The 21,932-nt window shown below is 65.1% G+C and carries 22 protein-coding genes; 6 read left to right on the forward strand and 16 right to left on the reverse strand.

What is annotated here, in order from left to right:
- Positions 1 to 40: 40 nt before the first annotated feature.
- On the reverse strand, positions 41 to 640 hold the full coding sequence (locus tag ACFY9W_RS12405) for a CoA pyrophosphatase (RefSeq protein WP_391130395.1): 600 nt from the start codon (positions 638 to 640) through the stop codon (positions 41 to 43).
- 124 nt (positions 641 to 764) lie between these two features.
- Between ACFY9W_RS12405 and ACFY9W_RS12410 the strand changes: the two genes are divergently transcribed.
- Positions 765 to 1,322, forward strand: a complete 558-nt coding sequence (locus tag ACFY9W_RS12410) for a zinc ribbon domain-containing protein (RefSeq protein ID WP_391130398.1) — start codon at positions 765 to 767, stop codon at positions 1,320 to 1,322.
- Between the two features lie 25 nt (positions 1,323 to 1,347).
- Positions 1,348 to 1,902 carry a murein L,D-transpeptidase family protein gene (locus ACFY9W_RS12415; protein WP_105946866.1) on the forward strand — a complete coding sequence of 185 codons (555 nt, stop codon included), beginning with the start codon at positions 1,348 to 1,350 and terminating at the stop codon, positions 1,900 to 1,902.
- Between the two features lie 28 nt (positions 1,903 to 1,930).
- Here the strand turns inward: ACFY9W_RS12415 and ACFY9W_RS12420 are convergent, their stop codons facing one another.
- From ACFY9W_RS12420 to ACFY9W_RS12475, 12 genes are all read right to left on the reverse strand, one after another.
- The gene (locus ACFY9W_RS12420) at positions 1,931 to 2,590 is read right to left on the reverse strand and encodes a hypothetical protein (RefSeq protein WP_391130402.1); all 660 of its coding nucleotides are present in this window, start codon (positions 2,588 to 2,590) and stop codon (positions 1,931 to 1,933) included.
- Positions 2,587 to 2,973 carry a type II secretion system protein GspM gene (gene gspM / locus ACFY9W_RS12425; RefSeq protein WP_391130405.1) on the reverse strand — a complete coding sequence of 129 codons (387 nt, stop codon included), beginning with the start codon at positions 2,971 to 2,973 and terminating at the stop codon, positions 2,587 to 2,589. Before gspM ends, ACFY9W_RS12420 begins: the two co-directional genes overlap by 4 nt.
- Positions 2,970 to 4,046 (reverse strand): GspL/Epsl periplasmic domain-containing protein, encoded by a 1,077-nt coding sequence (locus ACFY9W_RS12430; RefSeq protein WP_391130408.1) that lies wholly within the window; start codon positions 4,044 to 4,046, stop codon positions 2,970 to 2,972. Before ACFY9W_RS12430 ends, gspM begins: the two co-directional genes overlap by 4 nt.
- The gene (locus ACFY9W_RS12435) at positions 4,043 to 4,642 is read right to left on the reverse strand and encodes a prepilin-type N-terminal cleavage/methylation domain-containing protein (RefSeq protein ID WP_391130411.1); all 600 of its coding nucleotides are present in this window, start codon (positions 4,640 to 4,642) and stop codon (positions 4,043 to 4,045) included. Before ACFY9W_RS12435 ends, ACFY9W_RS12430 begins: the two co-directional genes overlap by 4 nt.
- Before the next feature lie 158 nt (positions 4,643 to 4,800).
- The gene (locus tag ACFY9W_RS12440; protein ID WP_391130414.1) at positions 4,801 to 5,169 is read right to left on the reverse strand and encodes a type II secretion system protein; all 369 of its coding nucleotides are present in this window, start codon (positions 5,167 to 5,169) and stop codon (positions 4,801 to 4,803) included.
- Positions 5,166 to 5,597: a type II secretion system minor pseudopilin GspH gene (gene gspH / locus ACFY9W_RS12445; RefSeq protein ID WP_391130417.1), complete on the reverse strand. Its 432-nt coding sequence runs from the start codon at positions 5,595 to 5,597 to the stop codon at positions 5,166 to 5,168. The genes ACFY9W_RS12440 and gspH overlap by 4 nt, the downstream gene beginning before the upstream one ends.
- A gap of 2 nt (positions 5,598 to 5,599) precedes the next feature.
- Positions 5,600 to 6,034, reverse strand: coding sequence for a type II secretion system major pseudopilin GspG (gene gspG, locus ACFY9W_RS12450; RefSeq protein ID WP_391130420.1), 435 nt, complete (start codon positions 6,032 to 6,034; stop codon positions 5,600 to 5,602).
- Positions 6,035 to 6,051: 17 nt separating this feature from the next.
- Positions 6,052 to 7,254 (reverse strand): type II secretion system inner membrane protein GspF, encoded by a 1,203-nt coding sequence (gspF, locus tag ACFY9W_RS12455; RefSeq protein WP_391130423.1) that lies wholly within the window; start codon positions 7,252 to 7,254, stop codon positions 6,052 to 6,054.
- A 3-nt stretch (positions 7,255 to 7,257) separates the two neighbouring features.
- Complete coding sequence (locus ACFY9W_RS12460) at positions 7,258 to 8,706, reverse strand: ATPase, T2SS/T4P/T4SS family (protein ID WP_391130462.1); 1,449 nt, start codon at positions 8,704 to 8,706, stop codon at positions 7,258 to 7,260.
- A complete protein-coding gene (gene gspD, locus ACFY9W_RS12465; protein WP_391130426.1) occupies positions 8,706 to 10,460 on the reverse strand; it encodes a type II secretion system secretin GspD in 1,755 nt (584 codons plus the stop codon). Before gspD ends, ACFY9W_RS12460 begins: the two co-directional genes overlap by 1 nt.
- Positions 10,461 to 10,463: 3 nt before the next feature.
- Complete coding sequence (locus ACFY9W_RS12470; RefSeq protein WP_391130429.1) at positions 10,464 to 10,889, reverse strand: pilus assembly protein PilZ; 426 nt, start codon at positions 10,887 to 10,889, stop codon at positions 10,464 to 10,466.
- The gene (locus ACFY9W_RS12475) at positions 10,886 to 12,526 is read right to left on the reverse strand and encodes a lipoprotein UxpA (RefSeq protein WP_391130432.1); all 1,641 of its coding nucleotides are present in this window, start codon (positions 12,524 to 12,526) and stop codon (positions 10,886 to 10,888) included. The genes ACFY9W_RS12470 and ACFY9W_RS12475 overlap by 4 nt, the downstream gene beginning before the upstream one ends.
- A 224-nt stretch (positions 12,527 to 12,750) precedes the next feature.
- Between ACFY9W_RS12475 and ACFY9W_RS12480 the strand changes: the two genes are divergently transcribed.
- On the forward strand, positions 12,751 to 14,826 hold the full coding sequence (locus ACFY9W_RS12480) for an alkaline phosphatase PhoX (protein WP_391130435.1): 2,076 nt from the start codon (positions 12,751 to 12,753) through the stop codon (positions 14,824 to 14,826).
- A 139-nt stretch (positions 14,827 to 14,965) separates the two neighbouring features.
- Here ACFY9W_RS12480 and gspK read toward each other — a convergent pair whose 3' ends face one another.
- The gene (gene gspK / locus ACFY9W_RS12485) at positions 14,966 to 15,931 is read right to left on the reverse strand and encodes a type II secretion system minor pseudopilin GspK (RefSeq protein ID WP_391130437.1); all 966 of its coding nucleotides are present in this window, start codon (positions 15,929 to 15,931) and stop codon (positions 14,966 to 14,968) included.
- A gap of 145 nt (positions 15,932 to 16,076) precedes the next feature.
- Between gspK and tatA the strand changes: the two genes are divergently transcribed.
- The 3 genes from tatA to tatC are packed head-to-tail and all read left to right on the forward strand — an operon-like array spanning position 16,077 to position 17,358.
- A complete protein-coding gene (gene tatA / locus ACFY9W_RS12490) occupies positions 16,077 to 16,310 on the forward strand; it encodes a twin-arginine translocase TatA/TatE family subunit (RefSeq protein ID WP_391130441.1) in 234 nt (77 codons plus the stop codon).
- The gene (gene tatB, locus ACFY9W_RS12495; protein WP_300025220.1) at positions 16,310 to 16,600 is read left to right on the forward strand and encodes a Sec-independent protein translocase protein TatB; all 291 of its coding nucleotides are present in this window, start codon (positions 16,310 to 16,312) and stop codon (positions 16,598 to 16,600) included. The genes tatA and tatB overlap by 1 nt, the downstream gene beginning before the upstream one ends.
- Positions 16,597 to 17,358 carry a twin-arginine translocase subunit TatC gene (gene tatC, locus ACFY9W_RS12500; RefSeq protein ID WP_391130446.1) on the forward strand — a complete coding sequence of 254 codons (762 nt, stop codon included), beginning with the start codon at positions 16,597 to 16,599 and terminating at the stop codon, positions 17,356 to 17,358. Before tatB ends, tatC begins: the two co-directional genes overlap by 4 nt.
- Positions 17,359 to 17,460: 102 nt before the next feature.
- On the opposite strand, the gene ACFY9W_RS12505 is transcribed toward tatC, so the two are convergent.
- Both ACFY9W_RS12505 and purL read right to left on the reverse strand, forming a co-directional pair.
- Positions 17,461 to 17,772 carry an NGG1p interacting factor NIF3 gene (locus tag ACFY9W_RS12505; RefSeq protein ID WP_391130449.1) on the reverse strand — a complete coding sequence of 104 codons (312 nt, stop codon included), beginning with the start codon at positions 17,770 to 17,772 and terminating at the stop codon, positions 17,461 to 17,463.
- Between the two features lie 3 nt (positions 17,773 to 17,775).
- A complete protein-coding gene (gene purL / locus ACFY9W_RS12510) occupies positions 17,776 to 21,675 on the reverse strand; it encodes a phosphoribosylformylglycinamidine synthase (RefSeq protein WP_391130452.1) in 3,900 nt (1,299 codons plus the stop codon).
- Between the last annotated feature and the right edge of the window lie 257 nt (positions 21,676 to 21,932).

The following is a 21,932-nucleotide window of genomic DNA, read 5'->3' on the forward strand; positions in this document are numbered from 1 at the left end:
GCTCCTCAGGCTGGAACGCAAATGGCGGGGTAGGCCCCGCTCAGTTTTCGATGTAACGCTCAGGGGGCTGGTGCAGGCTGATGCCGGCATCGAACAGCAGGTTCACCAGTTCGACGATCATGATCGCCGAGAGACCCCAGATCTTGTATTCGCCATAGCGGTAGCTGGGCACATACCAGCTGCGCCCCTGGTAATCGATACGGTGGGTATGTTCGCGCGGGTCCTGGCGGAAGAATTCCAGCGGTACGGTGAATACTGCCGCGATTTCGGCATCATTGGCGCGGTATTCGACGAAGTCGGGAATAACCCCGACGAATGGCGTCACTTTAAGACCATGCAGCGAAATCAGCGGGCTGAGCGGGCCGATCACTTCCACCAGGCCGGGCGGCAGGCCGATTTCTTCCTCGGCTTCGCGCAGGGCGGTAAACACCAGGTCCGGGTCTTCCGGGTCACGGCGCCCGCCGGGAAAAGCGACTTCACCGCCATGGGTGGACAGGCCCTTGGCGCGCAGGGTCAATACCAGTTCGGGCGCTTCGCTACGGGTAACGGGCAAAAGGACCGCCGCTTCAGGGAACCGTCGGTCGGTTTCCAGTGATGCGGGTTGGTGGTTGCTCATTCGGCGAAGTAGCTCGTCCAGCATTGCGCACGCTCGTATCCAAGGCCTGCCTTGCATGATGCACCAAAGCCGCGAAGCACCCAAGCCCCTGCGCTTGCGCAGCGCCCTGCCGGCGCGCCAAGATAGCCTTGAACAAAAGGAAGCTCACATGAAATTCTGCAGCGCGTGCGGCCAGCCGGTCACCCAGCGGATTCCCGAAGGCGACAGCCGCCTGCGGTTTGTCTGCGAGTCTTGCCAGACCATCCACTACCAGAACCCCAACATCGTTGCAGGCGTGCTACCCACCTGGGGCAGCCAGGTGCTGTTGTGCCGGCGCGCTATCGAACCACGACGCGGTTTCTGGACCCTGCCCGCAGGGTTCATGGAAAACGGCGAAACCCTCGATCAGGCCGCCCGTCGCGAAACCGTCGAGGAAGCCTGCGCGCGGGTCGGGGAAATGAGCCTGTACCAACTGTTCGACCTGCCGCACATCAACCAGGTGCATGTATTCTTCCGCGCCGAACTGGCGGACCTTGCCTTTGATGTGGGTGTCGAAAGCCTTGAGGTGCGCTTGTTCGAAGAACATGAGATACCGTGGGGCGAGCTGGCTTTCCGCACCGTCACGCGCACACTAGAATGCTACTATCGCGACCGCATCGGGCAGCACTACCCCATTGGCCATGAATACCTGCCACCGATGAACGTCACGACCACCACCTCTACATAGAAGAAGCCTTCAGGGATACCGTTACATGCGCTGGTTGCTTGCCCTTTTCTGCCTTTGCGTTACCTCGGTGTCCCAGGCGGCCTTCACCGAGACCATCATCCGCAAGCCCGTGCCGGCAGCGCAAACGCCATCGCCTTCGCAGCAGGCCATGCAACCGCTGATCGACAAGGTGCTGGTGATCAAGTCCGAGCGCCGCCTGCAACTGATCAGCCGTGGCGAGCCGCTGAAGACCTACCGCATTTCCCTGGGCAAGCAGCCCAAGGGCGCCAAGGAGCGCGAGGGCGACAAGAAAACCCCCGAAGGCCTGTACTGGCTGGATTGGCGCAAGCAAAGCGACCGCTTCAACCTGGCCATGCACATCAACTACCCGAACATCAGCGACGCCGCCCGTGCCACCCGCGAAGGGGTGAGTGCCGGCAGCATGATCATGATTCACGGCACTCCGATCAACGACGAGTACCCGGAATGGTACTTCCATACCCTGGACTGGACCGATGGCTGCATTGCCATGCGTAACCGTGACATGCAGGAAGTGTGGGACCTGGTGCGGGACGGGACGTTGATCGAGATTCGCCCTTAGGCCTGGCAGCCTGACGGCGCCTGCGGGCTTACCAGCGCAAGTCCCGCTGCCCTGCCAGCGCCTGCGGCCCGAGCCATTGTGCTCCGCGCAGCAATGGCGTCAACGTCGACTCAGGCTGCAACTCGAACGCTACCTGGGCCCGCCGTGCTGGCAGGTCGGCATCCACGGACAACTGGTGCTGCCCCTGTTGCGCCAACTGCCCACGCAGCCGCCAGCCGCTGCGACAATCCATTTCCAGCCAGCCCTGCCCCAGGCCCAGCGACCACGGCGCGCTAAGCGCCAGGTCAGTCACCGTAACGCGGCCTTGGCTGCCCAGGCATTGCCGCCCTTCCCCCTGCATGCGTACTACGCCCTGCCACAGCCCGGCCAGGCGGTAATCCGTGGCCACCGTCGCCTGGGGCTCCATGGCCGCTGCTTCTATCCGCCAGCGCCATGGCCAGCCTTCGGCACGCAATTGCCAGGCCTGGCCCTGAAACCCTAGCTGCGCAGTTGCCTGCATGCGCCAAGGCTGCACCGACCAGCGCAGTGGCCCGACTGGCCCCAACTGTTGCGCCTGGCCCTGCCACAGGCTGCCACGAGCTGCTTGCATTGGCAGGTCGAAGCCGCGTGCGACCCAGCCGGCAGGGAGCTCCACCAACAATGTCAGGCCGAATACCAGCAGTACCCACGCCACGGCTTTTCGGCTCATGGCTGCACCAGCAGGTCGAAACGCAATGCCTTGCCATCCTGCTCCAGCCCCCATTGCAGCGGCTGTACGCCTTCGCTGCGCAGGGCCTGCAACCAGTCTTGCAGCACCCGGGTATCGGCCACCTGCCCGCGCAGTTGCCAGGCTTGGCCTTGCGTATCCACCTCGGCCAGTGCAACCTGCCGCGCCTCGGCCGACTGCTTCAGACGCTCCATGCTCACGCCAGGGCCACCCTGCAAACTGGCGGCTTGCTCGGCCAGCCCTCGCCACTGGCTGAGTTCACGCCATTGCGCCAAACCCCAGCGCAGCGCCAGGAGGGCCAGCAACACGGCAACCAGCAACCAGGCGAACTTCAATCGATGACGCTGTATCCAGTCCCGGTTCATGCTGCGGCTCCCAAATCGAACACCACTTCGCCACCTTGAACCGTAACGGCAGCACCCGCGGCCTTGGCGATTTCTTGCCAGGGCGGCGCTGCGCCGTCGCCCTCCAGGCGCAGTTGCCAGTGCTGGCCATCGAAGCGCACCGCTCGCAGGCGCCAGCCGGGGTGATCATTGAGCCAGGCCTGCACAGCCGCCTGCAGGTCTTCGAGCTGGCGTGTGCGCAGTTGCTGCTGCAACGCGCTTTCACGCAAGCGCTTGAGCGCCTGGGCGGCGTGCCGTGGGCTGGCCTGCTCGCCTGTCACGGCAATGACCTGGGTACGCCAAAGTTGTGCCTGACGCCATTGCTGGCTCAACCACAGGCTGCCCCAGGCGGCCGTCAGCACCAGGCAAGCAGCCAACAGCTGTTGCTGCCCACGCGAAACCACAGGCAATGAAAGGGCCTTGCGGGCAGGCTCGAACACGCCAGGCATCGAATCGAGGGCGGGCAACGTGCTTGGCCAGTCGCCCCTCAATGAGACCTTTTGCAGCTGTGCCCACGGTTGCTGCGGCATTTCTCCCAGCGCATCGGGCCACGCCAACCAGTGTTCCTGCTGGCCCTCGGGCAAGCCTTTGTACAAGGACATACCGGGCGTTCGTTGCCAGTGCCAGGCAGTACCCGGCTCTGCCGTGGGCAGCAACTGCAACTCCGCCCAGCAACGCTCAACCTGCAATCCCCATGCAGCACACTGCACGCGCCAGCCTTCCAGTTGCTGACGTGCCACAACCAGCAAGCGCAGGTAGCCAGGCTCGCGGGCCAGGCAGGCGCAAGTCACTTCGTCCGGCGCCTGCATCAAGCGGTCTTCGAGCAACAACGGCCACTCTTCCCGCTTGAGCCCAGGTGGGGCTGGCACGCGGAACAGGCTGCACGCCTCGGCAGGCAAAACCAGTGCGACCCGGGCTTGCAGCTTCGCCGGTGGTTCGCCCTGCCCTTGGCGCAGCACAATCCCGCCCTCAGCCAGTGCCCAGTGCCAGACACCCCCCGGGCGCAGCAACAACCACGGCTGAGCAGATGCACGTCGCAGCCATTCAACGCTCATGAACGCCCCCACGGAAGGGCAAAGGTGCAGACATAGGGTGCTCCATCACGCTGCAATTCCAGGCGCACGCCACGGCCGGGGTGCGCAGGTTGGTCGGAAGGCCAGGCCAGCCAGCGGCCACCCTGGTAGTACAGGACATTCATCGCGCTTACCCGGTCGAGTTGCTCGCGCTGCAGCCAACGTGGGGCCGCGGCGGCATACAGGTCGGCCGAGCTTTCCAATAGCAGGCGCTGCTCACGGGCCTCGAAGCGCAGCCGCTGGCGTTGCAGCCGCGAGCCGCCTTCGGCTTCCGGCAGGCCAGTGCTGGCAACCCATTGCAACTGCTTGCTTACCGGCTGCCAGTCCAGCCAGCGGCTGGCCAAAGGGAGGCGCTGGTCGTAGACACGGCGCAGGACCGGGCTGTCGAAGCGGCGTTCAAGGGCCAGGCAGAAATCCAGCACCGAGGTTTCCTGGGTGGTCACTTGCAGGCGTTCACGCACTTTCATCCAGCCATTGACCAAGGCGGCGAGCATGATGCCGAGCAAGGCGGTCAGGGCCAGGGCGACCATCAGTTCGATCAGGGTCAGCCCTGCCTGGCGGTGTTTTGCAGATCGCAATCTACTCTGGCGGGTATATACCCCCCCTGTGGGAGCGGGCACGTCGATGCGTCGAACCGCCGCGAACACCGGCATAGCCGGTGCCATCCACCGCGTCGCCTGATTCGCGGGCTTGCCCGCTCCCACAGAGGCCGTGCGGGCTTCTCGACTTCTGTAAGTCATGGGCGCTCCAGAAACACGGTGTACTGGCCCAGAGGCAGGCGCTGGTCACGGTCGGCGTAGAGTTGCAGTTCGCCGCGACGCAAGTCGCGCACGCCGGTGCGGCGCAGTTGCAGTTGCCAGTGGCACTGTTGGCCACCCTGGCTCAGCTCGCCCCCTGCCTGGTTGGCAACAGGCCAGAATTGCTCGACGGCGAAGCGGGTTTGCAGTTCACGCGCGCACAGCAGGCCAAGGCGGTGCTGTTGCAGGTTGCCCTGCACGGCCAGGCGCTGGCGCAACACCTGGCTGGTGATTACCGCGAGCACGGCGGCAATTGCCAGGGCGACGGTCACTTCCAACAAGGTGAACCCGCGCTGACGTTGCTTCATGGGGCAACCTGCAAGCGGCCGTCGCGGCTCCAGGCCCATTGCTGGCTACCATCGGCCCAGCGCCAGCGCACGCTGCCCGGCTGTGCCCAGCCATGCGGGGTAAACAGCAGGCGAGGCTGCGGGCTGGCGGGCCAGTCCGGTTGCAGGCCCTTGGGCCAGTCTCCCAATGCAATGGGTTCGACCACCCAGGCATTCTCTTCACGCCGCACGAACTCCGGGCGTTGACCATTCCAGCGCAGGCCACGCAGTTGCCCGGCATGCCGGGCCAGCGCAGCCTGGTCCCTGGTCTCGCTAGCCAGGCGTTGCAAAGCCTGGTCGACACGGGCCTTGCCGCTGCCCAACCCGGCCACCGCCAGGCTCGTCATCAGGCCAGCGATGGCGAGCACCACCAGCAACTCGATGAGACTGAAACCCCGCTGACGCCGCACCCTTACAACTCCCAGTTACCCAGGTCGGCATCCTGGCCTTCGCCGCCCGGCTGGCCATCGGCACCCAGCGAGTACACATCGACCCGGCCATGCTCACCGGGCATGCGGTACTGGTACGGGGTGCCCCACGGGTCTTCCGGCAGGCGGCGCACGTAGCCGTCACTGCGCCAGGCCCGTGGCAGCGGTTCCTGGCTCGGTTTTTTCACCAGCGCAGCCAGGCCCTGTTCGCCGCTCGGGAAGCGCAGGTTGTCCAGCCGGTACATGTCCAGGGCCTGTTCCAGGGTGGCCAGGTCGGCCATCACCTTCTGCTTCATGGCCTTGTCCTGGTTGCCCAACACGCTGGGCGCGACCACGGCGATCAGCAGGCCGATGATGAAGATCACCACCATGATTTCCATGAGGGTGAAACCGCGTTGGCGGTTACGTCGATGCTGCATGGCAATACTCCTTGTCTTCACAGTTGCAGGCCCTGGTTGAGTTGCATGATCGGTAGCAGCACGGCCAGCACGATGAACAGCACCACGGCCCCCATCACCAGGATCATCAGGGGTTCGAACAGCGCCATGGCGGTATCCACCTGGCGGGCGAAACCGCGCTCCTGGTCATCGGCCACACGTTCAAGCATGTCGGCCAGGGTGCCGCTGGCCTCACCGCTGCCGACCATGTTCACCAGCAGCGGCGGGAATTGCTGGCTGGCATCCAGCGCACGGTGCAGGCTGGTACCGCCCTGGACGTGCTGGCGCACCTGCTCCATGGCCAGGCGGATGCGCCGGTTGCCGACGGTTTCGGTGGCCACTTGCAAGGCTTCGAGCAGGGCCACGCCACTGCCAGTGAGAATCGCCAGGCTGCGTGCCAGGCGTGCGCTTTCCAGCACCTGCAACAGGCTGCCGATGCGCGGCAGGCGCAGCAGCAGCTGGTCGCGGCGCAGGCACCAGTGCGGCTTGCGCAGCAACCAGCCGCCGAGCACGCCAAGCAGCAACGCCAGCCCCAGCAACCACGGCCCGGCGTGTACCAGCCCCTGGCTCAGGCCGATCAGCAACGAGGTAATCAGCGGCAGGCTTTGCCCGGCGTGGGCGAATTGTTCGGTAAGCTTGGGCACCACAAAGGTCATCAGGCCCACGACCACGGCGAGCGACACGCCCATCAATACGGTGGGGTAAATCAGCGCGGTACGGGCCTTGTGTTGTTGCCGTTGCACCTGTTCCAGGTGGTCGGCCAAGCGTGTCAGCACCTGCGCCAGGCGCCCGGAACGCTCGCCAGCCTCGACCAGCGCACAGTACAAGCCCGTGAACGGCGCCCCTTGGCGCGCCAGGCTGCGGGCCAGGCCCAGGCCTTCGCCGAGCGAGCCGCGCAGGGCCACCAACACGCTGTGCAAGGCAGGCTGACGCAACTGGCGCTCAAGGGTGGCCAACGCATCGACCAACGGGATGCCGGCACCGGTCAAGGTAGCCAGCTGGCGGGTCAGCTCGCACAACTGGGCACGGCTCAGGCGTTGGCGCCGAGGTTGTCGGGTACCGGCTTCGTGCCGCTGCAACTGGCGGGCGAACAGGCCCTGTTCACGCAACAACTGACGCGCATGGCGTTCGCTGTCGGCCTGCAGGCTGGCCTTGTGCGCTTTGCCAGCGAGGTCGACAGCCTGATAACGATAGGTCGGCATACCTTAGCCCTGCACCACACGCAGCACTTCGGCCAGGCTGGTCTCGCCACGGGCCAGGCAATCGCTGGCCATTGCCACCAGGCTCTGGCGGCGCTCGGCCAGGTAATCCTGCATGGCCAGTTCGCTGGCGCCGTCGTACAGCAAGCCGATCAGCCCGGCATCCAGTTCGATGAATTCATACAGCCCCAGGCGCCCGACATAACCGCTGCCCTGGCACTGTTCGCAGCCGACTGCGTGGTAGCTGCTGCCAAGCGCCGCCAGCTCCGGCCACAGGTCACGTTCGGCAGGTTGCAGCGGATGCGCCACGGCGCAACTGCACAAGCGCCGCACCAGGCGTTGGGCAAGCACACCCCGCAAGCACGAGGCGATCAGGAACGGTTCGATGCCCATGTCGCGCAGGCGGGTCACCGCACCCACGGCACTGTTGGTGTGCAAGGTGGACAACACCAGGTGGCCGGTGAGGCTGGCCTGCACGGCGATCTGCGCGGTTTCCTGGTCGCGGATTTCGCCAAGCATGATCACGTCCGGGTCCTGGCGCAGAATGGCGCGCAGGCCGCTGGCGAAGGTCAGGCCGGCACGCGGGTTGATGGCCGTCTGGCCGATGCCGGCGATGGCGTACTCCACCGGGTCTTCGACGGTGAGGATGTTGCGGCTGCCATCGTTGAGGCTGTTGAGGCTGGCGTACAGGGTGGTGGTCTTGCCCGAACCGGTCGGCCCGGTAGACAGCACAATCCCATTGGGCCGCGCCAGGCAACTGCGCAGGCCCTGCAACACGGCAGGCGGCATGCCCAGGTTATCCAGTGCCAGCAGGCTGGCCTGCTTGTCGAGCACACGCATGACCACACGCTCGCCATGAATGCCGGGCAATGTCGAAACCCGCACGTCCACTTCGCGCCCAGCCGCACGCAAGGTGATACGGCCGTCCTGGGGCTGGCGCTTTTCAGCGATGTCCAGCCGCGCCATGACCTTGATCCGCGACACCAGCATGGCTGACAGCGCCCGCGGTGGGCGCAACACTTCGCGCAGGTGGCCATCGACCCGCAGGCGCACCACCAGGTTTTGCTCGAAGGTTTCGATATGGATATCCGAAGCACGCAGGCGCAGGGCCTGGCCGAACAGGCCGTTGATCAGGCGGATCACCGGGGCTTCGTCATCACTTTCCAGCAGGTCTTCGATGCGCGGCATTTCGCTCATCAGGCTGTCCAGGTCGACCTGGTCGCCGATGCCTTCGATCAGCGCTTCGGTGGCAGCATCGCCGGTTTGGTACAGCTGGCCAAGGCGTTCATCGAACGCGGCAGCTTCCAGGTATTCAAGCGCACCGGGCTGGCCATGCACGCGCAGCAGCTCCTGCAACTGGGCACTGTCGGCGTCGGGCCGCAGCCACAGCTGCCAGCCCTGTTCCGTCAAGGCCATGGCCACGCCGCTCTGGCGTGCCTGGCGGTATGGCAGCATCACCAGTCACCGCCTTCCAGGCGCGCACGGCTGGCGGGGAACACCTGCAACAGCGGCTTGCCTTCTGCCAGGTCCGGCAATTGCAGCGGCGTGGTCTGCTGCAAGGTGCGGTACTTGTCTTCGCTGAGCCCGGCAAGGCTGGGCCCATCGCGCAGGATGCGCGGGCGGATGAACACCATCAGGTTCTGCTTGGTGTTCTTGGTGGCATCGGAGCGGAACAGCCTGCCCAGGTAAGGGATATCGCCGAGCAGCGGCACGCGCTGGTTGCTGGTGCTCAGCTCGTCGCTGATCAGGCCGCCAAGAATGACCAGGCCATTGTCTTCGACCATGACCTTGGTCTTGATCTCGCGCTTGTTAGTGATTACGTCGCTGGCCGCACTGGACTCGGCGATGGAAGACACTTCCTGGACGATGTCCAGGCGCACGCTGTTGTCGACATTGATCTGCGGCTTGATGCGCAGCTTCACCCCGACCTCTTTACGCTCGATGGTCTGGTAGGGGTTGGCGTTGTTTTGCGTGACCGAGCCGGTGACGAAAGGCACTTCCTGGCCGACCAGAATGGAAGCCTCGGCATTGTCCAGGGTCAGCAGGGTGGGCGTGGACAGCAGGTTGAAACCACTCTTGCCCTTCAGCGCATTGACCAGCATGGCGAAATTGAACCCGCCGCCGAAATGGCCGATGCCCGCCGTGGCGCCGGTGGTGGCGGACAGCAGGTCGCCAAGTGCTTCGTTGTCGCCGCTGGCAGCGGCCCCTGCGATGTTGGCGATGTTTACCCCGTTGCTGCCGAAATTGACGATACCGGCACCGAATTTTTCGTCGGCAAACAGCCATTGCACGCCCAGCTCCTGGGCACTGCTGTCGGACACCTCGGCGATGATCGCCTCCACCACCACCTGGGCTCGGCGAATGTCCAGCTGCTCCACAATGGCGCGGTAGGCGGCCAGCTCGCTGTCGGGGCCGACCATGACCACAGCGTTGGTGCCTTCTTCATATTCCAGGCGAATGCCCGGGCCACCGCTGGTAGCCACCACGGGCGGGTCCTTGCCCTCACCTTCACCCGCCCCTTCAGCGGGCACCGCACCTTCCTGACTGAGCCCGCGTAATACCTTGACCACTTCGCCGGCATTGGCATGGCGCAGGTAGATCACCTGGGTGCTGCCATTGCTTGGTGCCTCTTGCGGGCGGTCGAGCTGGCGCAGCAGGCTGGCGATGCGGTCGAGGTTGCTGCGCCAGTCGGTGACCACCAGCTGGTGCGCCGCCGGGTATGGGGTGATCACCCCGACCCGCGGGTCGATCAGGGGCTTGAGGATACCCAGCACCTGTTCGTTGGCGGCGTTGCGCACTTTGAATACGCGGGTGGCCACGCTGTCGCTGCCCTCCCCCTGCTGCCCACCGGCTTCCACCGGCACCGGCTCCAGGCGCGCGGCCTGGTCGGGGACGATCTTCACGCTGCCGTTGGGCAGGTCGACGGTGGCGTAACCCTGGGCGCGCAGCTGCGCCAGGAAGATGTCGTAGATGGCATCGGCGTCGTGCAGGTCGACGGTGCGCACGGTGACCTTGCCCTTGACCCGGGGGTCGACGATGAAGGTGGTGCCGGTGATGCGCGACACGCTATCGATGAACTCGCCCAGTTCGGTGTCGACGAAGTTCACTTCGTACATCGGCGTACCGTTGTCATCGAACACCGGCTCTTCGGCCCAGGCCATGGACAGGGCCAGGCTCAGTGCGGCCGCCACGCAGTATCTAACAGGCATCGTTCATCCTTGGCGCTTGAAGCCGGTCACGGCGGGGCGTGGCGGCCAGGGCAGGCGTTCACGTCGCCCCTGGTTGTTGAAAATCAGGCCATCGCTGTCGATGTCCTGCAGCACGATCCCCGGCGCCAGGCGCTGGCCGCGGGCCAGGGTGCGCACCTGCTCGCCGTAGCGCAGCACCACCACGCTGGCTGCCAGCGGCTGGGCCTTGAGGCCGCCCAGGTATTGCAGCGGCAGGCGGGTGATGGCGATGGCAGCGTCATCGACCGGCGCTTGCCAGTGGCCGACCATCAGCCCAGGCAGCGGCGTGTCGACAGGGGCCGGCGCTGTGGCGGGTTGCGGCTGGCGGCCCAGTTGCAACACACACTGGGCCGCCAGCCAGCCGGCCAGGGTCAGGCCTGCGCCTGTGAACAGGCGAGAGGCGAACGTCACGAGGCCAACTGCCGTGGGTGCCAGCCAGGGTGTCCCTGCACGTAGCGCACTTCGGGCAATTGCAGCGGCGCCAGCTGCCAGCCGGCCGGCTGGCGGGCGAGCCAGGCTTCTACCCGCTGCCAAAGGGGTTCACCCGCCTGGCTTTCGAATTGCAGGCCGAAGGTGCGACACAGGCCCTGTACCGGCTCCAGCCCAGTGATGCGCTTGCCTTGCGGGCTGTAGCTGACACCCCAGGCCTGGCTCTGCCAGCGTGGCAGGTCCTGGCTGTTGTCCAGCAGCAGCGGGTCGCCGAACAGTTGCTCTGCCGCGTTCTCCAGCACTTGTTCCACCTGCCGGGCCGGCGCTTCGACCACGGGCGCCGGGTAGCCACCGGTCAGGCTGATCAGGTGTTCGCGGGTGATGGACGCGCCCGCGGGCAGCGGGTAGTCATAGCGCAGGCCTGGCAGCAACACGGGCATGCTGCTGTCGTCAGCCAAGGCCTGATGCAGCAGCCGATCCCAGCTGCCGCCTCGGGTATCGCGGCGCCACAATGCCTGTGGCGCGCGGGCCAGCGGCTGATCCAGCCACGCCGCATGGCCAGCGCGCTGCTGGCGGAGCGTTGCCTCCAGCTGCCCGGCACGAAGTTGTGCGGCGGGTGCGAGTTGCTGCTCAAAGGCCGGGAAGAAACGCCCGTCGAATTGCCATACGCCCGCCACCTGCTGGCAACGCAGGCGCATTGCACCGCTACCCCGGCAGCCGGCGAACACGACTGGCACGCGTCGGCCGCTGGCCTGGGTCACCTCCACCGGTGCCGGCCACAGATCCTGGCCGCGGGCACACAGCACCACATCCACCTGCGGCACCCGCTCGGCCAGCCAAAGGCCCGGGCCGGTTCCGACATCGGCCATGGCCACCACCAGGTCGGCCTCGCGCCGGGCCTGTTCGAACACGGGCTGCAAAGACTGGTACCACTGTTTCAGGGAGGCTTTCTGATCCTGGGCATAGGGGTCCGTGACACCGACCACGGCAATACGGGCGCCGCCGCGCTCGAAGACCTGCAAGGCTTGCAGCCCCAATGCCTGGCGCTGCGCGTCCGCCAGCCCGGCCCCCAAGGTAATGGCGCTAGCCTGCCGATACAGCCCCTGGCTGCGCTGCGGCCACAACACGCGTTCGTCGCTGCTGACGCGCACCTCGCTGCCCAGCAGGTGGCTACCTTGTACGCCGCTCTCACCTTGGGTCAGGTAGGCAAGGCCACTGCCATTCCAGCCCTGGCCGTTTTCCAGGGTGAGGCTATTGCCTGCACCCGCCTCGGCGCGCAGTTGCTCCAGCAGCGCGCCCAGCACCGCATACCCACCCAACTGGGCGCCACTTGCCTGGCGGGCATCAAGCAACGGCGCCAGTTGCGGGTAGGCCAGGCTGGCGCTGCTGCCCGTCATCCACGGTGCACGGCCCAAATGGCTGACCGGCCCCAGGCGGGTAGCCGGCACCACGGCCTGGCCGGGTTGGCGGGCATCGAGGGTATCGGCCACATACAGCAGGTCAAGGTGGGCGTTACCGCCCTGCTGCGCCGGGAAAGCAGAGCAGGCGCCGAGCAATGGGGCCAAGGCCCCGATACCCATCCAGCCAATCACTTCGCGCCTGTGCATGCTGCTTGCCATCGAACCCGCCATCCTTATCCATGTTCATTCAGGGCTCCGGATGTTGCGGCGTTGGCATGACAGTTTGATGGCAGAATTCCGACAGGCATTCCAAATTGATCTGTCAGGTGATTTTCTAAGATCGAGTCGTTTTAAAAGCCCGTTAACATTTCTGCCAATGAATCATCATATTTGCGCACTAAAGTCGCGGTTTCCTCTAACTCAGCCAATATAAGGACACCCTGATGAGTCGAGATACCGGCGACAACCTGGACCGGAACCAAAGCGGCAACTTGCCAATGGCCACTGTCATGGACGCCTACCTGAGCCGGCGCAGCGTGATGCGCGGCAGCCTGGGTGCCGCCATCGCCATGATTGCCGGTACCGGCCTGACAGGCTGCTTCGACGGTGGCGGTTCCGATAACGATGACCCGGTCACCGAGCCACCGGTAACCGAGCCGCCTGTTACCGAGCCGGAAGTGCCGAAACTGGCGCTGGGCTTCCAGTCCATCCCGGGCTCGCGCACCGACGCCTGCGTGGTGGCCGCCGGCTACAGCGCCTACGTGCTGGCGCCGTGGGGCACACCGATCAACAGCAACGGCAACCCATGGAAGTCCGACGGCAGCAACACCTCGACCGACCAGGCCAACGCCATGGGCATGCACCATGACGGCATGCACTTCTTCCCCATCAACGGCAGCTCCGAAGACGGCCTGCTGGCGATCAACTTCGAGTACATCGATACCGCCGCACTGCACCCGGCCGGCCCGACCACAGACGTGAACGGCAAACGCCCGGTTGAAGAAGTGCGCAAGGAAATCAACGCCCACGGCGCTGGCGTGGTGCGCCTGCAGAAGGTGAACGGCCGCTGGCAGGTAGTCGACAACGACCCGCTGAACCGCCGCTTCACCACCGCCTCGCGCATGGAAATCACCGGCCCGCTGCGTGGCACCGACCACGTGAAGACCAAGTACTCCACCGCTGGCACCCACTGCCGCGGTACCAACAACAACTGCGGCAACGGCTACACCCCGTGGGGCACCTACCTCACCTGTGAAGAGAACTGGCCTGGCATTTTCGTCAACAAGGGCACCCGCCCCGAAGACCAGCGCCGCATTGGCGTGGGCACCTCCAGCGGCCAGTACAAGTGGGAAACCGCTGCCGGTGACAGCACCGAAGTGGCTGACGAATTCGCCCGTTTCGACGTTACCGTGAAGGGCGCCAGCGCCACCGACGACTACCGCAACGAAGCCAGTACCTACGGCTACATTGTCGAGATCGACCCGTACAACAGCAGCACCCTGGCCACCAAGCGCACTGCGCTGGGCCGCTTCCGCCACGAGGGCTGCGCCCCGGGCCTGCCCGTCGCCGGCAAGCCGCTGGTGTGGTACATGGGTGACGACTCGAACAACGAGTACCTGTACAAGTGGGTGTCCACCGCCGTGTGGGACGCCGCCGATGCCAACCCGGCCGACCGCCTGGCCACCGGCGCCAAGTACCTGGACCAGGGCAAGCTCTACGTGGCCCGCTTCAATGCCGACGGCACCGGCGTATGGCTGCTGCTGGACGTAGGCACCGCCACCACCAACGGCAGCACCCTGGGTGCGCTTTACGGTGATTTGCCAGGCATCATCCTCAACACCCGTGGGGCGGGTGATGCCGTGGGCGCTACGCCGATGGACCGCCCGGAATGGACCACGGTCAACCCGCTGAACGGCGACGTGTACCTGACCCTGACCAACAACAGCGCACGCACCCCGGAGAAGGTCGATGCGGCCAACCCGCGCGGCCCAAACCGCCACGGCCACATCATTCGCTGGCACGACAGCGACGACCAGCTGAGCTTCACCTGGGACATCTTCGTATTCGGCGCCAACGCTGCCGGCACGGCCGACATCAACCGTTCCGGGCTGACCGAACTCAACCAGTTCGCCAGCCCGGATGGCATGAGCTTCGATAGCCGTGGCGTGCTGTGGTTCGAGACCGACAACGGCGAAAGCACCCTCACCGACTACACCAACGATCAACTGCTGGCTGTGATCCCCTCTGACCTGGTGGATGCCAGTGGCAAGCAGGTGCCGGTGAATGCGCAGAACCAGGTGAACCTGCGCCGCTTCTTCGTTGGGCCGAATGAGTGTGAGGTGACCGGGATTACCTTTACACCGGACAACAAGACACTGTTCGTGAACATTCAGCACCCGGGGAACTGGCCGTATACCGACAAGGCCACCGATGCTACGCCGGCTGGGGCAACGGTAAGGCCGCGGGCTTCGACGGTGGTGATCCAGCGTAATGATGGCGGGGAGATCGGCACCGCCTGATCCGGTGTGGTACAGCCAGCCTTGTGCTGGCTTTACTGGCCTCTTCGCGGGCAAGCCCGCTCCCACAGGGACCGCACAGATTTCAAAACCTGTGCAGTACCTGTGGGAGCGGGCTTGCCCGCGAAGAGGCCAGTAAAACTTACCAGGCTATAGGCTCCCGGCTACGCACCCGCACTTGCTGCGCCGGCACCCGGGCATGCCATTGCACTACCCCCAGGGCCTCCACCTGGAACTCGCTGCGCATCACTCGCCCCTCTTCCTCGAACGACAGCTGCAACAGGTAATACCCGCTGTTGAGCAGCAAACCTTCGCTCAGCCGCTCGAACGTCTCGTCATCCACCGCCCCCAACGCCTGACGCAGTGCGCCCGCATCCACGTACCCTGACGCAGGCCGGCCACTGATGATGCGGCTGAGCAGCGAACGCGAAAAACGCCCCTCGTACAACGCCTCCAGCAACGGCAGATGCTCCAGCCCAAGCGCATTGGCGTTCAGCCGCCAGCCAGTCACCTGCGGCAAGGCGCACAGCATCGGGTAACGGCTCTGCCGGCCTGCATCCGGCTCCAGCAGCAAGTTCAGCTCGCTGGTGTCCAGCATCGGCTGGTTGGCCGCCAGACGCGGCGGTTGCTGGCGCAGGTACTGGGCACTTTCGGCACCTTGCAGGCGGGTATCGCTGTCGGCGTCAAGCCAGTCGGCCAGCGCATCGACCAGGCGCTCGGCCGCCATGTCGTCGCCCAGCAGGTAGCGCAGCTGGCGCTCGGCACGCTCGCCATCGCCACCCAGCAGCGCATTGACGTTAAAGCAGGTGTGCTGGTCGCGCACCCGCAACTGCGCCTGGCCGGCGCCAAAGTCATAGTTCAGTGGCTGCCCACGCAACGCCTGCCAGAACAACGGGCTAAGCCGCCAGGCGGGGTCGCGCAGGGCCTGCCCGGCATAAGCCAGGCCGGCCTGCTCCATCGCCCGCGCCTGCACCCGCTGGTGCAGCAGGCGCACTTCATCCACCTGACGTCGGCCATCTTCCACCAGCCAGGCCATGCCCGCCGCCAGCATCGCCAGTACCACCATCACCATCAACAGGGCCGCCCCCTGTTGTTGCCTGCCACCCATCCGTGCGTGCCTCGCTCGCGGAATAAAGACGCCAGTCAACACGCGGCGTGTTGCAGGTAGATGGCAATGGCCGTTCGTCATGTGCCCGTCATCTACACGAGGCAGGATTGCCCTTCCTTTTCATGACCTTACAGGAGTGGTCGCAATGGGTGGCATTGGAATCTGGCAACTGGTGATCGTACTGCTGATCGTGTTCCTGCTGTTTGGCACCAAGCGCCTCAAGGGCCTGGGCAGCGATGTGGGCGAGGCGATCCAGGGTTTTCGCAAGTCCATGGGCGGTGACAACGACGTCGATGCCCCTGGCCAGCCGCAAGTACAGCAACAAGCCCCGCTAAACGGCCAGGCCGCGCAACAACCACAAGCGGATCGTCAGGCCTGATGTTCGAGGTAGGCTTCAGCGAGTTGCTGCTGGTCGGCGTCGTCGCGCTACTGGTGCTGGGCCCGGAGCGCCTGCCAGTGGCAGCGCGCACCCTGGGCCGCGGCCTTGGCCAGGCGCGCCGGGCCATGCATGCCTTGCGCACGCAGGTTGAACGCGAGATCGAGCTGCCCAACCTCGACAGCGCGCCGTTGCAGCGCCTGGAACAGGAAATCCGCCAAGGCATCAGCCTGAACACGGAGCCGGCCAATGATGCCGCCACGGTCGCCGCCCCCAAGGAAAACGCCTCATGAGTATTGCCATGGACCCGGCGGCCAGCATGCCGCTGACCGAACACCTGCGTGACCTGCGCAAACGCCTGGTGCGTTGCCTGGCGCTGGTGGCGCTGATGTTTGCCGGCCTGTTCCCCTTTGCCCAGACGCTGTACACGCTGATATCCGAACCGCTGCGGCGCTTTTTGCCAGAAGGCGCGAGCATGATCGCCACCAGCGTCACCTCGCCGTTTCTCACGCCCTTCAAACTCACGGCGATGTGCGCGCTGTTCGTGGCCATGCCGCTGCTGCTGCACCAGGCCTGGGGTTTTCTGGCGCCGGGGCTGTACCGCCGTGAGAGGCGTATTGCCCTGCCACTGCTGGTGTCGAGCATCGTGCTGTTCTACGGCGGCATGGCCTTCGCGTTCTTCCTGGTGTTCCCGATGATGTTCGGCTTCTTTGCCAGTGTGACGCCGGACGGCGTGGCGATGATGACCGATATCAGCCAGTACCTGGACTTTATCCTGGCGCTGTTTCTGGCGTTCGGCCTGGCGTTCGAGATCCCGGTGGCAACGTTTATCGTGGTCTGGGTGGGGTTGGCGGATGTGGCCACGTTGCGGCGCAGCAGGCCCTACGTGATCGTCGGGTGCTTTGTGGTGGGGATGATATTGACGCCGCCTGATGTGTTTTCGCAGACGATGTTGGCGGTGCCGATGTGGGTGCTGTTCGAGGTGGGGTTGCTGGCTTGTGGAATGTTGAAGCGGCCTGAGCCTGGCAAGGAGATTGTCGCTGGGTTGTAGGGCCCTATCGCCGGCAAGCCAGCTCCCACAGGGATATCACAGGGTCTGAAAATGGTGATATCCCTGTGGGAGCTGGCTTGCCGGCGATAGGCTTGATGCGGTCTAGAACTCGGCGAGCCGCCAGACTTCGTAGGCTGGCGTCTCGTACGGGTGGCTCTGCTTGAGCGCAGCGACGACCTGAGCGATCAGCTCGTCTGCCACCACCAGCTCCACCTTCCACTCCTCCACCACCTCAACCTGGCCGGCTTGCCCGAGGAACGGCTGGCTGCCGCTCAACGGGCGGAACTGGCCCTGGCCCAGGGTTTGCCAGGCGCAGTGGTCATAGTCACCGATGCGCCCGCCACCCGCGGCGAACACAGCGGCCTTGACCACTTCGACATGGCTGGCGGGGACGAAGAAGGCGAGCTTGTACACGCCTTAGTTCACCCATACCCGCGCATTGCGGAACATACGCATCAGCGCGGCATCTTCCTGCCACTCATCCGGGCGCCAGGAGTTCTGCACGGCGCGGAACATACGCTCCGGGTGCGGCATCATGATGGTCACGCGGCCGTCGCGGCTGGTGAGGCCGGTAATGCCACGCGGCGAGCCGTTCGGGTTGGCCGGGTAGGCTTCGGTGACCTTGCCGTGGTTGTCGACGTAGCGCAGGGCCACGCAACCGGACACGTCAGCTTCCAGCAATGCTTCTTCGCTGGCGAATTCGGCATGGCCTTCGCCGTGGGCGATCGCGATCGGCATGCGCGAACCGGCCATGCCCTGCAGGAAGATCGAGTTGGACTTCTGCACCTCGACCATGGCCACACGGGCTTCGAACTGCTCCGAGCGGTTACGCACGAAGTGCGGCCAGTACTCGGTGCCCGGGATCAGCTCGTGCAGGTTGGACATCATCTGGCAACCGTTGCACACGCCCAGGGCGAAACTGTCGGTACGCTCGAAGAAGGCCTGGAAGGCGTCGCGGGCACGGGCGTTGAACAGCGCCGACTTGGCCCAGCCTTCACCGGCACCCAGCACGTCACCGTACGAGAAGCCACCGCAGGCAACCAGGCCCTTGAAGGCTTCGAAGTCGACACGGCCAGCAAGGATGTCGCTCATGTGCACGTCGATGGCAGCGAAGCCGGCGCGGTCGAACGCAGCAGCCATCTCGACCTGGCCGTTGACGCCCTGCTCGCGCAGGATGGCCACTTGCGGGCGCACACCCTTCTTGATGTACGGGGCGGCGATGTCGTCGTTGACGTCGAAGCCCAGTTTCACCGACAGGCCCGGGTTGTCTTCCTCAAGCAGCAGGTCGAATTCCTGGTCGGCGCAGTCGGCATTGTCGCGCAGGCGCTGGATTTGATAGCTGGTTTCAGCCCACTGGCGCTGCAGCATGCGACGGTCGTCGTCGAACAGCACTTCGCCGTTCAGGCTGATGGACACTTCGCCGTTGTTGACCGGCTTGCCGATCACCGCGACGCAGCCTTCGCCCAGGCCAGCAGCGCTGAACTGTGCCAGCACGTCCGGGGTGGCATCCTGGCGAACCTGGATGACCGCGCCCAGCTCTTCGTTGAAGAGGATGGCCGGCACGTCGCCCTTGCTGTCGGTCAGCGGGTCGAGGTGCAGGTCGAGGCCGCAGTGGCCGGCAAAGGCCATTTCCAGCACGGTGGTAACCAGGCCGCCGTCGGAGCGGTCGTGGTAGGCCAGCAGGTGGCCGTCGGCGTTCAGGCCCTGGATTACGGCGAAGAAGGCCTTGAGGTCTTCGGCATCGTCGACGTCCGGTGCCTGGGCAGCGATCTTGCCGTGGGTCTGGGCCAGGATCGAGGCGCCCATGCGGTTCTTGCCGCGGCCCAGGTCGATCAGGATCAGGTCGGTTTCGCCCTTGTCCATGCGCAGTTGCGGGGTCAGGGTCTTGCGGATGTCGGTGACCGGGGCGAAGCCGGTGATGATCAGCGACATCGGCGAAGTGACGCTCTTCTCGACGCCCTCGTCGCTCCACTTGGTCTTCATCGACATCGAGTCTTTGCCGACCGGAATGGTGATGCCCAGCTCCGGGCACAGCTCCATGCCGACAGCCTTGACAGTGTCGTACAGGCGGGCGTCTTCGCCCGGGTGACCGGCAGCGGACATCCAGTTGGCCGACAGCTTGATGTCGGACAGCTTCTCGATGCGCGAAGCGGCCAGGTTGGTCAGGGTTTCGCCGATCGCCATGCGGCCGGACGCCGGGGCATCCAGCAGTGCCAGCGGGGTACGCTCGCCCATGGCCATGGCTTCACCGGTGTAGACGTCGAAGCTGGTGGCGGTGACGGCGCAGTCGGCCACCGGTACCTGCCACGGGCCGACCATCTGGTCGCGGGCAACCAGGCCGGTGATGGTGCGGTCGCCGATGGTGATCAGGAAGCTTTTGCTGGCCACGGCCGGGTGGCTGAGCACGCGCTGCACGGCGTTGTCCAGGTCCAGCTTGCTTGGGTCGAAATCATCGCCCAGCTCGGCTTCGCGGGTAACCGAACGGTGCATGCGTGGCGGCTTGCCCAGCAGCACGTCCAGCGGCATGTCCACCGGGGTGTTGCCGAAGTGGCTGTCGCTTACAGTCAGGTGCGGCTCTTCAGTGGCTTCACCGACCACGGCGAACGGGCAACGCTCACGCTCGCAGATGGCCTGGAAACGCTCGAAGTCGACCGCGCTGACAGCCAGCACGTAACGCTCTTGCGATTCGTTGCTCCAGATTTCGTGCGGGGCCATGCCCGGCTCGTCGTTGGGCACGTTACGCAGTTCGAAGCGGCCACCACGGCCACCATCGTTGACCAGCTCCGGGAAGGCGTTGGAGATACCACCGGCGCCAACGTCGTGGATGAAGGCGATCGGGTTGGCGTCGCCCAGCTGCCAGCAGCGGTCGATGACCTCCTGGCAACGGCGCTCCATTTCCGGGTTTTCACGCTGTACCGAGGCGAAGTCCAGGTCTGCCGAGCTGGCACCGGTCGCCACCGACGAAGCGGCGCCGCCGCCCAGGCCGATCAGCATGGCCGGGCCGCCGAGCACGATCAGCTTGGCGCCGACGGTGATCTCGCCTTTCTGTACGTGGTCTTCACGGATGTTGCCCATGCCACCGGCCAGCATGATCGGCTTGTGGTAGCCACGCACTTCTTCGCCGTGCGGGGTGTTGATGGCCTGCTCGAAGGTACGGAAGTAACCGGTCAGGGCCGGGCGACCGAATTCGTTGTTGAACGCGGCGCCGCCCAGTGGGCCTTCGATCATGATGTCGAGGGCGTCGACGATGCGTTCCGGCTTGCCGTAGGCCTGCTCCCATGGCTGCTCGAAGCCCGGAATGCGCAGGTTGGACACGGTGAAGCCGGTCAGGCCAGCCTTGGGCTTGGCGCCACGGCCGGTAGCGCCCTCGTCGCGGATTTCGCCGCCGGAGCCGGTGGAGGCGCCGGAGAACGGGGCAATGGCCGTCGGGTGGTTGTGGGTTTCCACCTTCATCAGGATGTGCACCGGCTCCTGCACCGCGCCGTACTGGCGGGTTTCAGGGTTCGGGAAGAAACGGCCGGCCACGTTACCGACGATGACCGAGGCGTTGTCCTTGTACGCAGACAGCACGCCTTCGTTGTGCATCTGGTAGGTGTTCTTGATCATGCCGAACAGGCTCTTGTCCTGAGCCTGGCCGTCGATGTCCCAGCTTGCGTTGAAGATCTTGTGGCGGCAGTGCTCGGAGTTGGCCTGGGCGAACATCATCAGTTCGATGTCGTTCGGGTTACGCTTCAGGCCCTGGAAGGCATTGACCAGGTAGTCGATCTCGTCTTCGGCCAGGGCCAGGCCCAGGTCGATGTTGGCCTTGGCCAGCGCGTCACGGCCACCGGCCAGGATGTCCACCGAGGTCATCGGCTTGGGCTGGGCGTGGCTGAACATGTCGGCCGCCTGCTCCAGCTGAGCCAGCACACGCTGGGTCATGCGGTCGTGCAGTTCGGCGGCGACCAATGCAGCGTCAGCGTCGCTCAGGGTGCCGGCAACGTAGTAGGCGATGCCGCGCTCCAGGCGCTGGATCGACTGCAGGCCGCAGTTGTGGGCGATGTCGCTGGCCTTGCTGGCCCAGGGCGAAATGGTGCCCAGGCGCGGTACGACCAGGAACAGTCGGCCGGTCGGCTCCTGTACCGGCACGCTCGGGCCGTACTTGAGCAGACGGCCCAGCACCTGCTGCTGGTCGGCGGTCAGCTCGCCGTCGACATCGGCGAAGTGGGCGAATTCGGCATACAAACCAGTAACAGCGGGGACTTTCTGGCTCAGTTGCTCGAGTAATTTACCGTGGCGAAAGGCAGAAAGGGCAGGAGCGCCGCGCAGGATCAACATCGTCGGGACAGCCTCAGGAAGGGGTGTGCTTAGAGGCCGTGCATTCTAGCCTAATTCGATGGCTTTCGGCACCCGCTCTACGCCACGGCTGCCGGGCGGCGGAACCGGACTTTCGGGTCAAAAAAATTTGCCTTGTGTTGCCCGTTCCGGCCCTATCGCCGGCAAGCCAGCTTGTATGGTTAGACTTGAAGGGAGGAGGAGGGACAAAGCCAGCTTCTGACTGTTAGCGCAGTACAGACCGTGGGAGACCTCGCCCC

The sequence above is a fragment of the Pseudomonas sp. NPDC008258 genome (genome assembly GCF_042956345.1).
Classification (GTDB): Bacteria; Pseudomonadota; Gammaproteobacteria; order Pseudomonadales; family Pseudomonadaceae; genus Aquipseudomonas.

Bases quoted from the DNA above. Each gene is read 5' to 3' on its own strand.
- ACFY9W_RS12405 (WP_391130395.1), bottom strand. From the start codon at position 640: ATGCTGGACGAGCTACTTCGCCGAATGAGCAACCACCAACCCGCATCA.
- ACFY9W_RS12410 (WP_391130398.1), top strand. From the start codon at position 765: ATGAAATTCTGCAGCGCGTGCGGCCAGCCGGTCACCCAGCGGATTCCC.
- ACFY9W_RS12415 (WP_105946866.1), top strand. From the start codon at position 1,348: ATGCGCTGGTTGCTTGCCCTTTTCTGCCTTTGCGTTACCTCGGTGTCC.
- ACFY9W_RS12420 (WP_391130402.1), bottom strand. From the start codon at position 2,590: ATGAGCCGAAAAGCCGTGGCGTGGGTACTGCTGGTATTCGGCCTGACA.
- gspM (WP_391130405.1), bottom strand. From the start codon at position 2,973: ATGAACCGGGACTGGATACAGCGTCATCGATTGAAGTTCGCCTGGTTG.
- ACFY9W_RS12430 (WP_391130408.1), bottom strand. From the start codon at position 4,046: ATGAGCGTTGAATGGCTGCGACGTGCATCTGCTCAGCCGTGGTTGTTG.
- ACFY9W_RS12440 (WP_391130414.1), bottom strand. From the start codon at position 5,169: ATGAAGCAACGTCAGCGCGGGTTCACCTTGTTGGAAGTGACCGTCGCC.
- gspG (WP_391130420.1), bottom strand. From the start codon at position 6,034: ATGCAGCATCGACGTAACCGCCAACGCGGTTTCACCCTCATGGAAATC.
- gspF (WP_391130423.1), bottom strand. From the start codon at position 7,254: ATGCCGACCTATCGTTATCAGGCTGTCGACCTCGCTGGCAAAGCGCAC.
- ACFY9W_RS12460 (WP_391130462.1), bottom strand. From the start codon at position 8,706: ATGCTGCCATACCGCCAGGCACGCCAGAGCGGCGTGGCCATGGCCTTG.
- gspD (WP_391130426.1), bottom strand. From the start codon at position 10,460: ATGCCTGTTAGATACTGCGTGGCGGCCGCACTGAGCCTGGCCCTGTCC.
- ACFY9W_RS12475 (WP_391130432.1), bottom strand. From the start codon at position 12,526: ATGGCAAGCAGCATGCACAGGCGCGAAGTGATTGGCTGGATGGGTATC.
- ACFY9W_RS12480 (WP_391130435.1), top strand. From the start codon at position 12,751: ATGAGTCGAGATACCGGCGACAACCTGGACCGGAACCAAAGCGGCAAC.
- gspK (WP_391130437.1), bottom strand. From the start codon at position 15,931: ATGGGTGGCAGGCAACAACAGGGGGCGGCCCTGTTGATGGTGATGGTG.
- tatA (WP_391130441.1), top strand. From the start codon at position 16,077: ATGGGTGGCATTGGAATCTGGCAACTGGTGATCGTACTGCTGATCGTG.
- tatB (WP_300025220.1), top strand. From the start codon at position 16,310: ATGTTCGAGGTAGGCTTCAGCGAGTTGCTGCTGGTCGGCGTCGTCGCG.
- tatC (WP_391130446.1), top strand. From the start codon at position 16,597: ATGAGTATTGCCATGGACCCGGCGGCCAGCATGCCGCTGACCGAACAC.
- purL (WP_391130452.1), bottom strand. From the start codon at position 21,675: ATGTTGATCCTGCGCGGCGCTCCTGCCCTTTCTGCCTTTCGCCACGGT.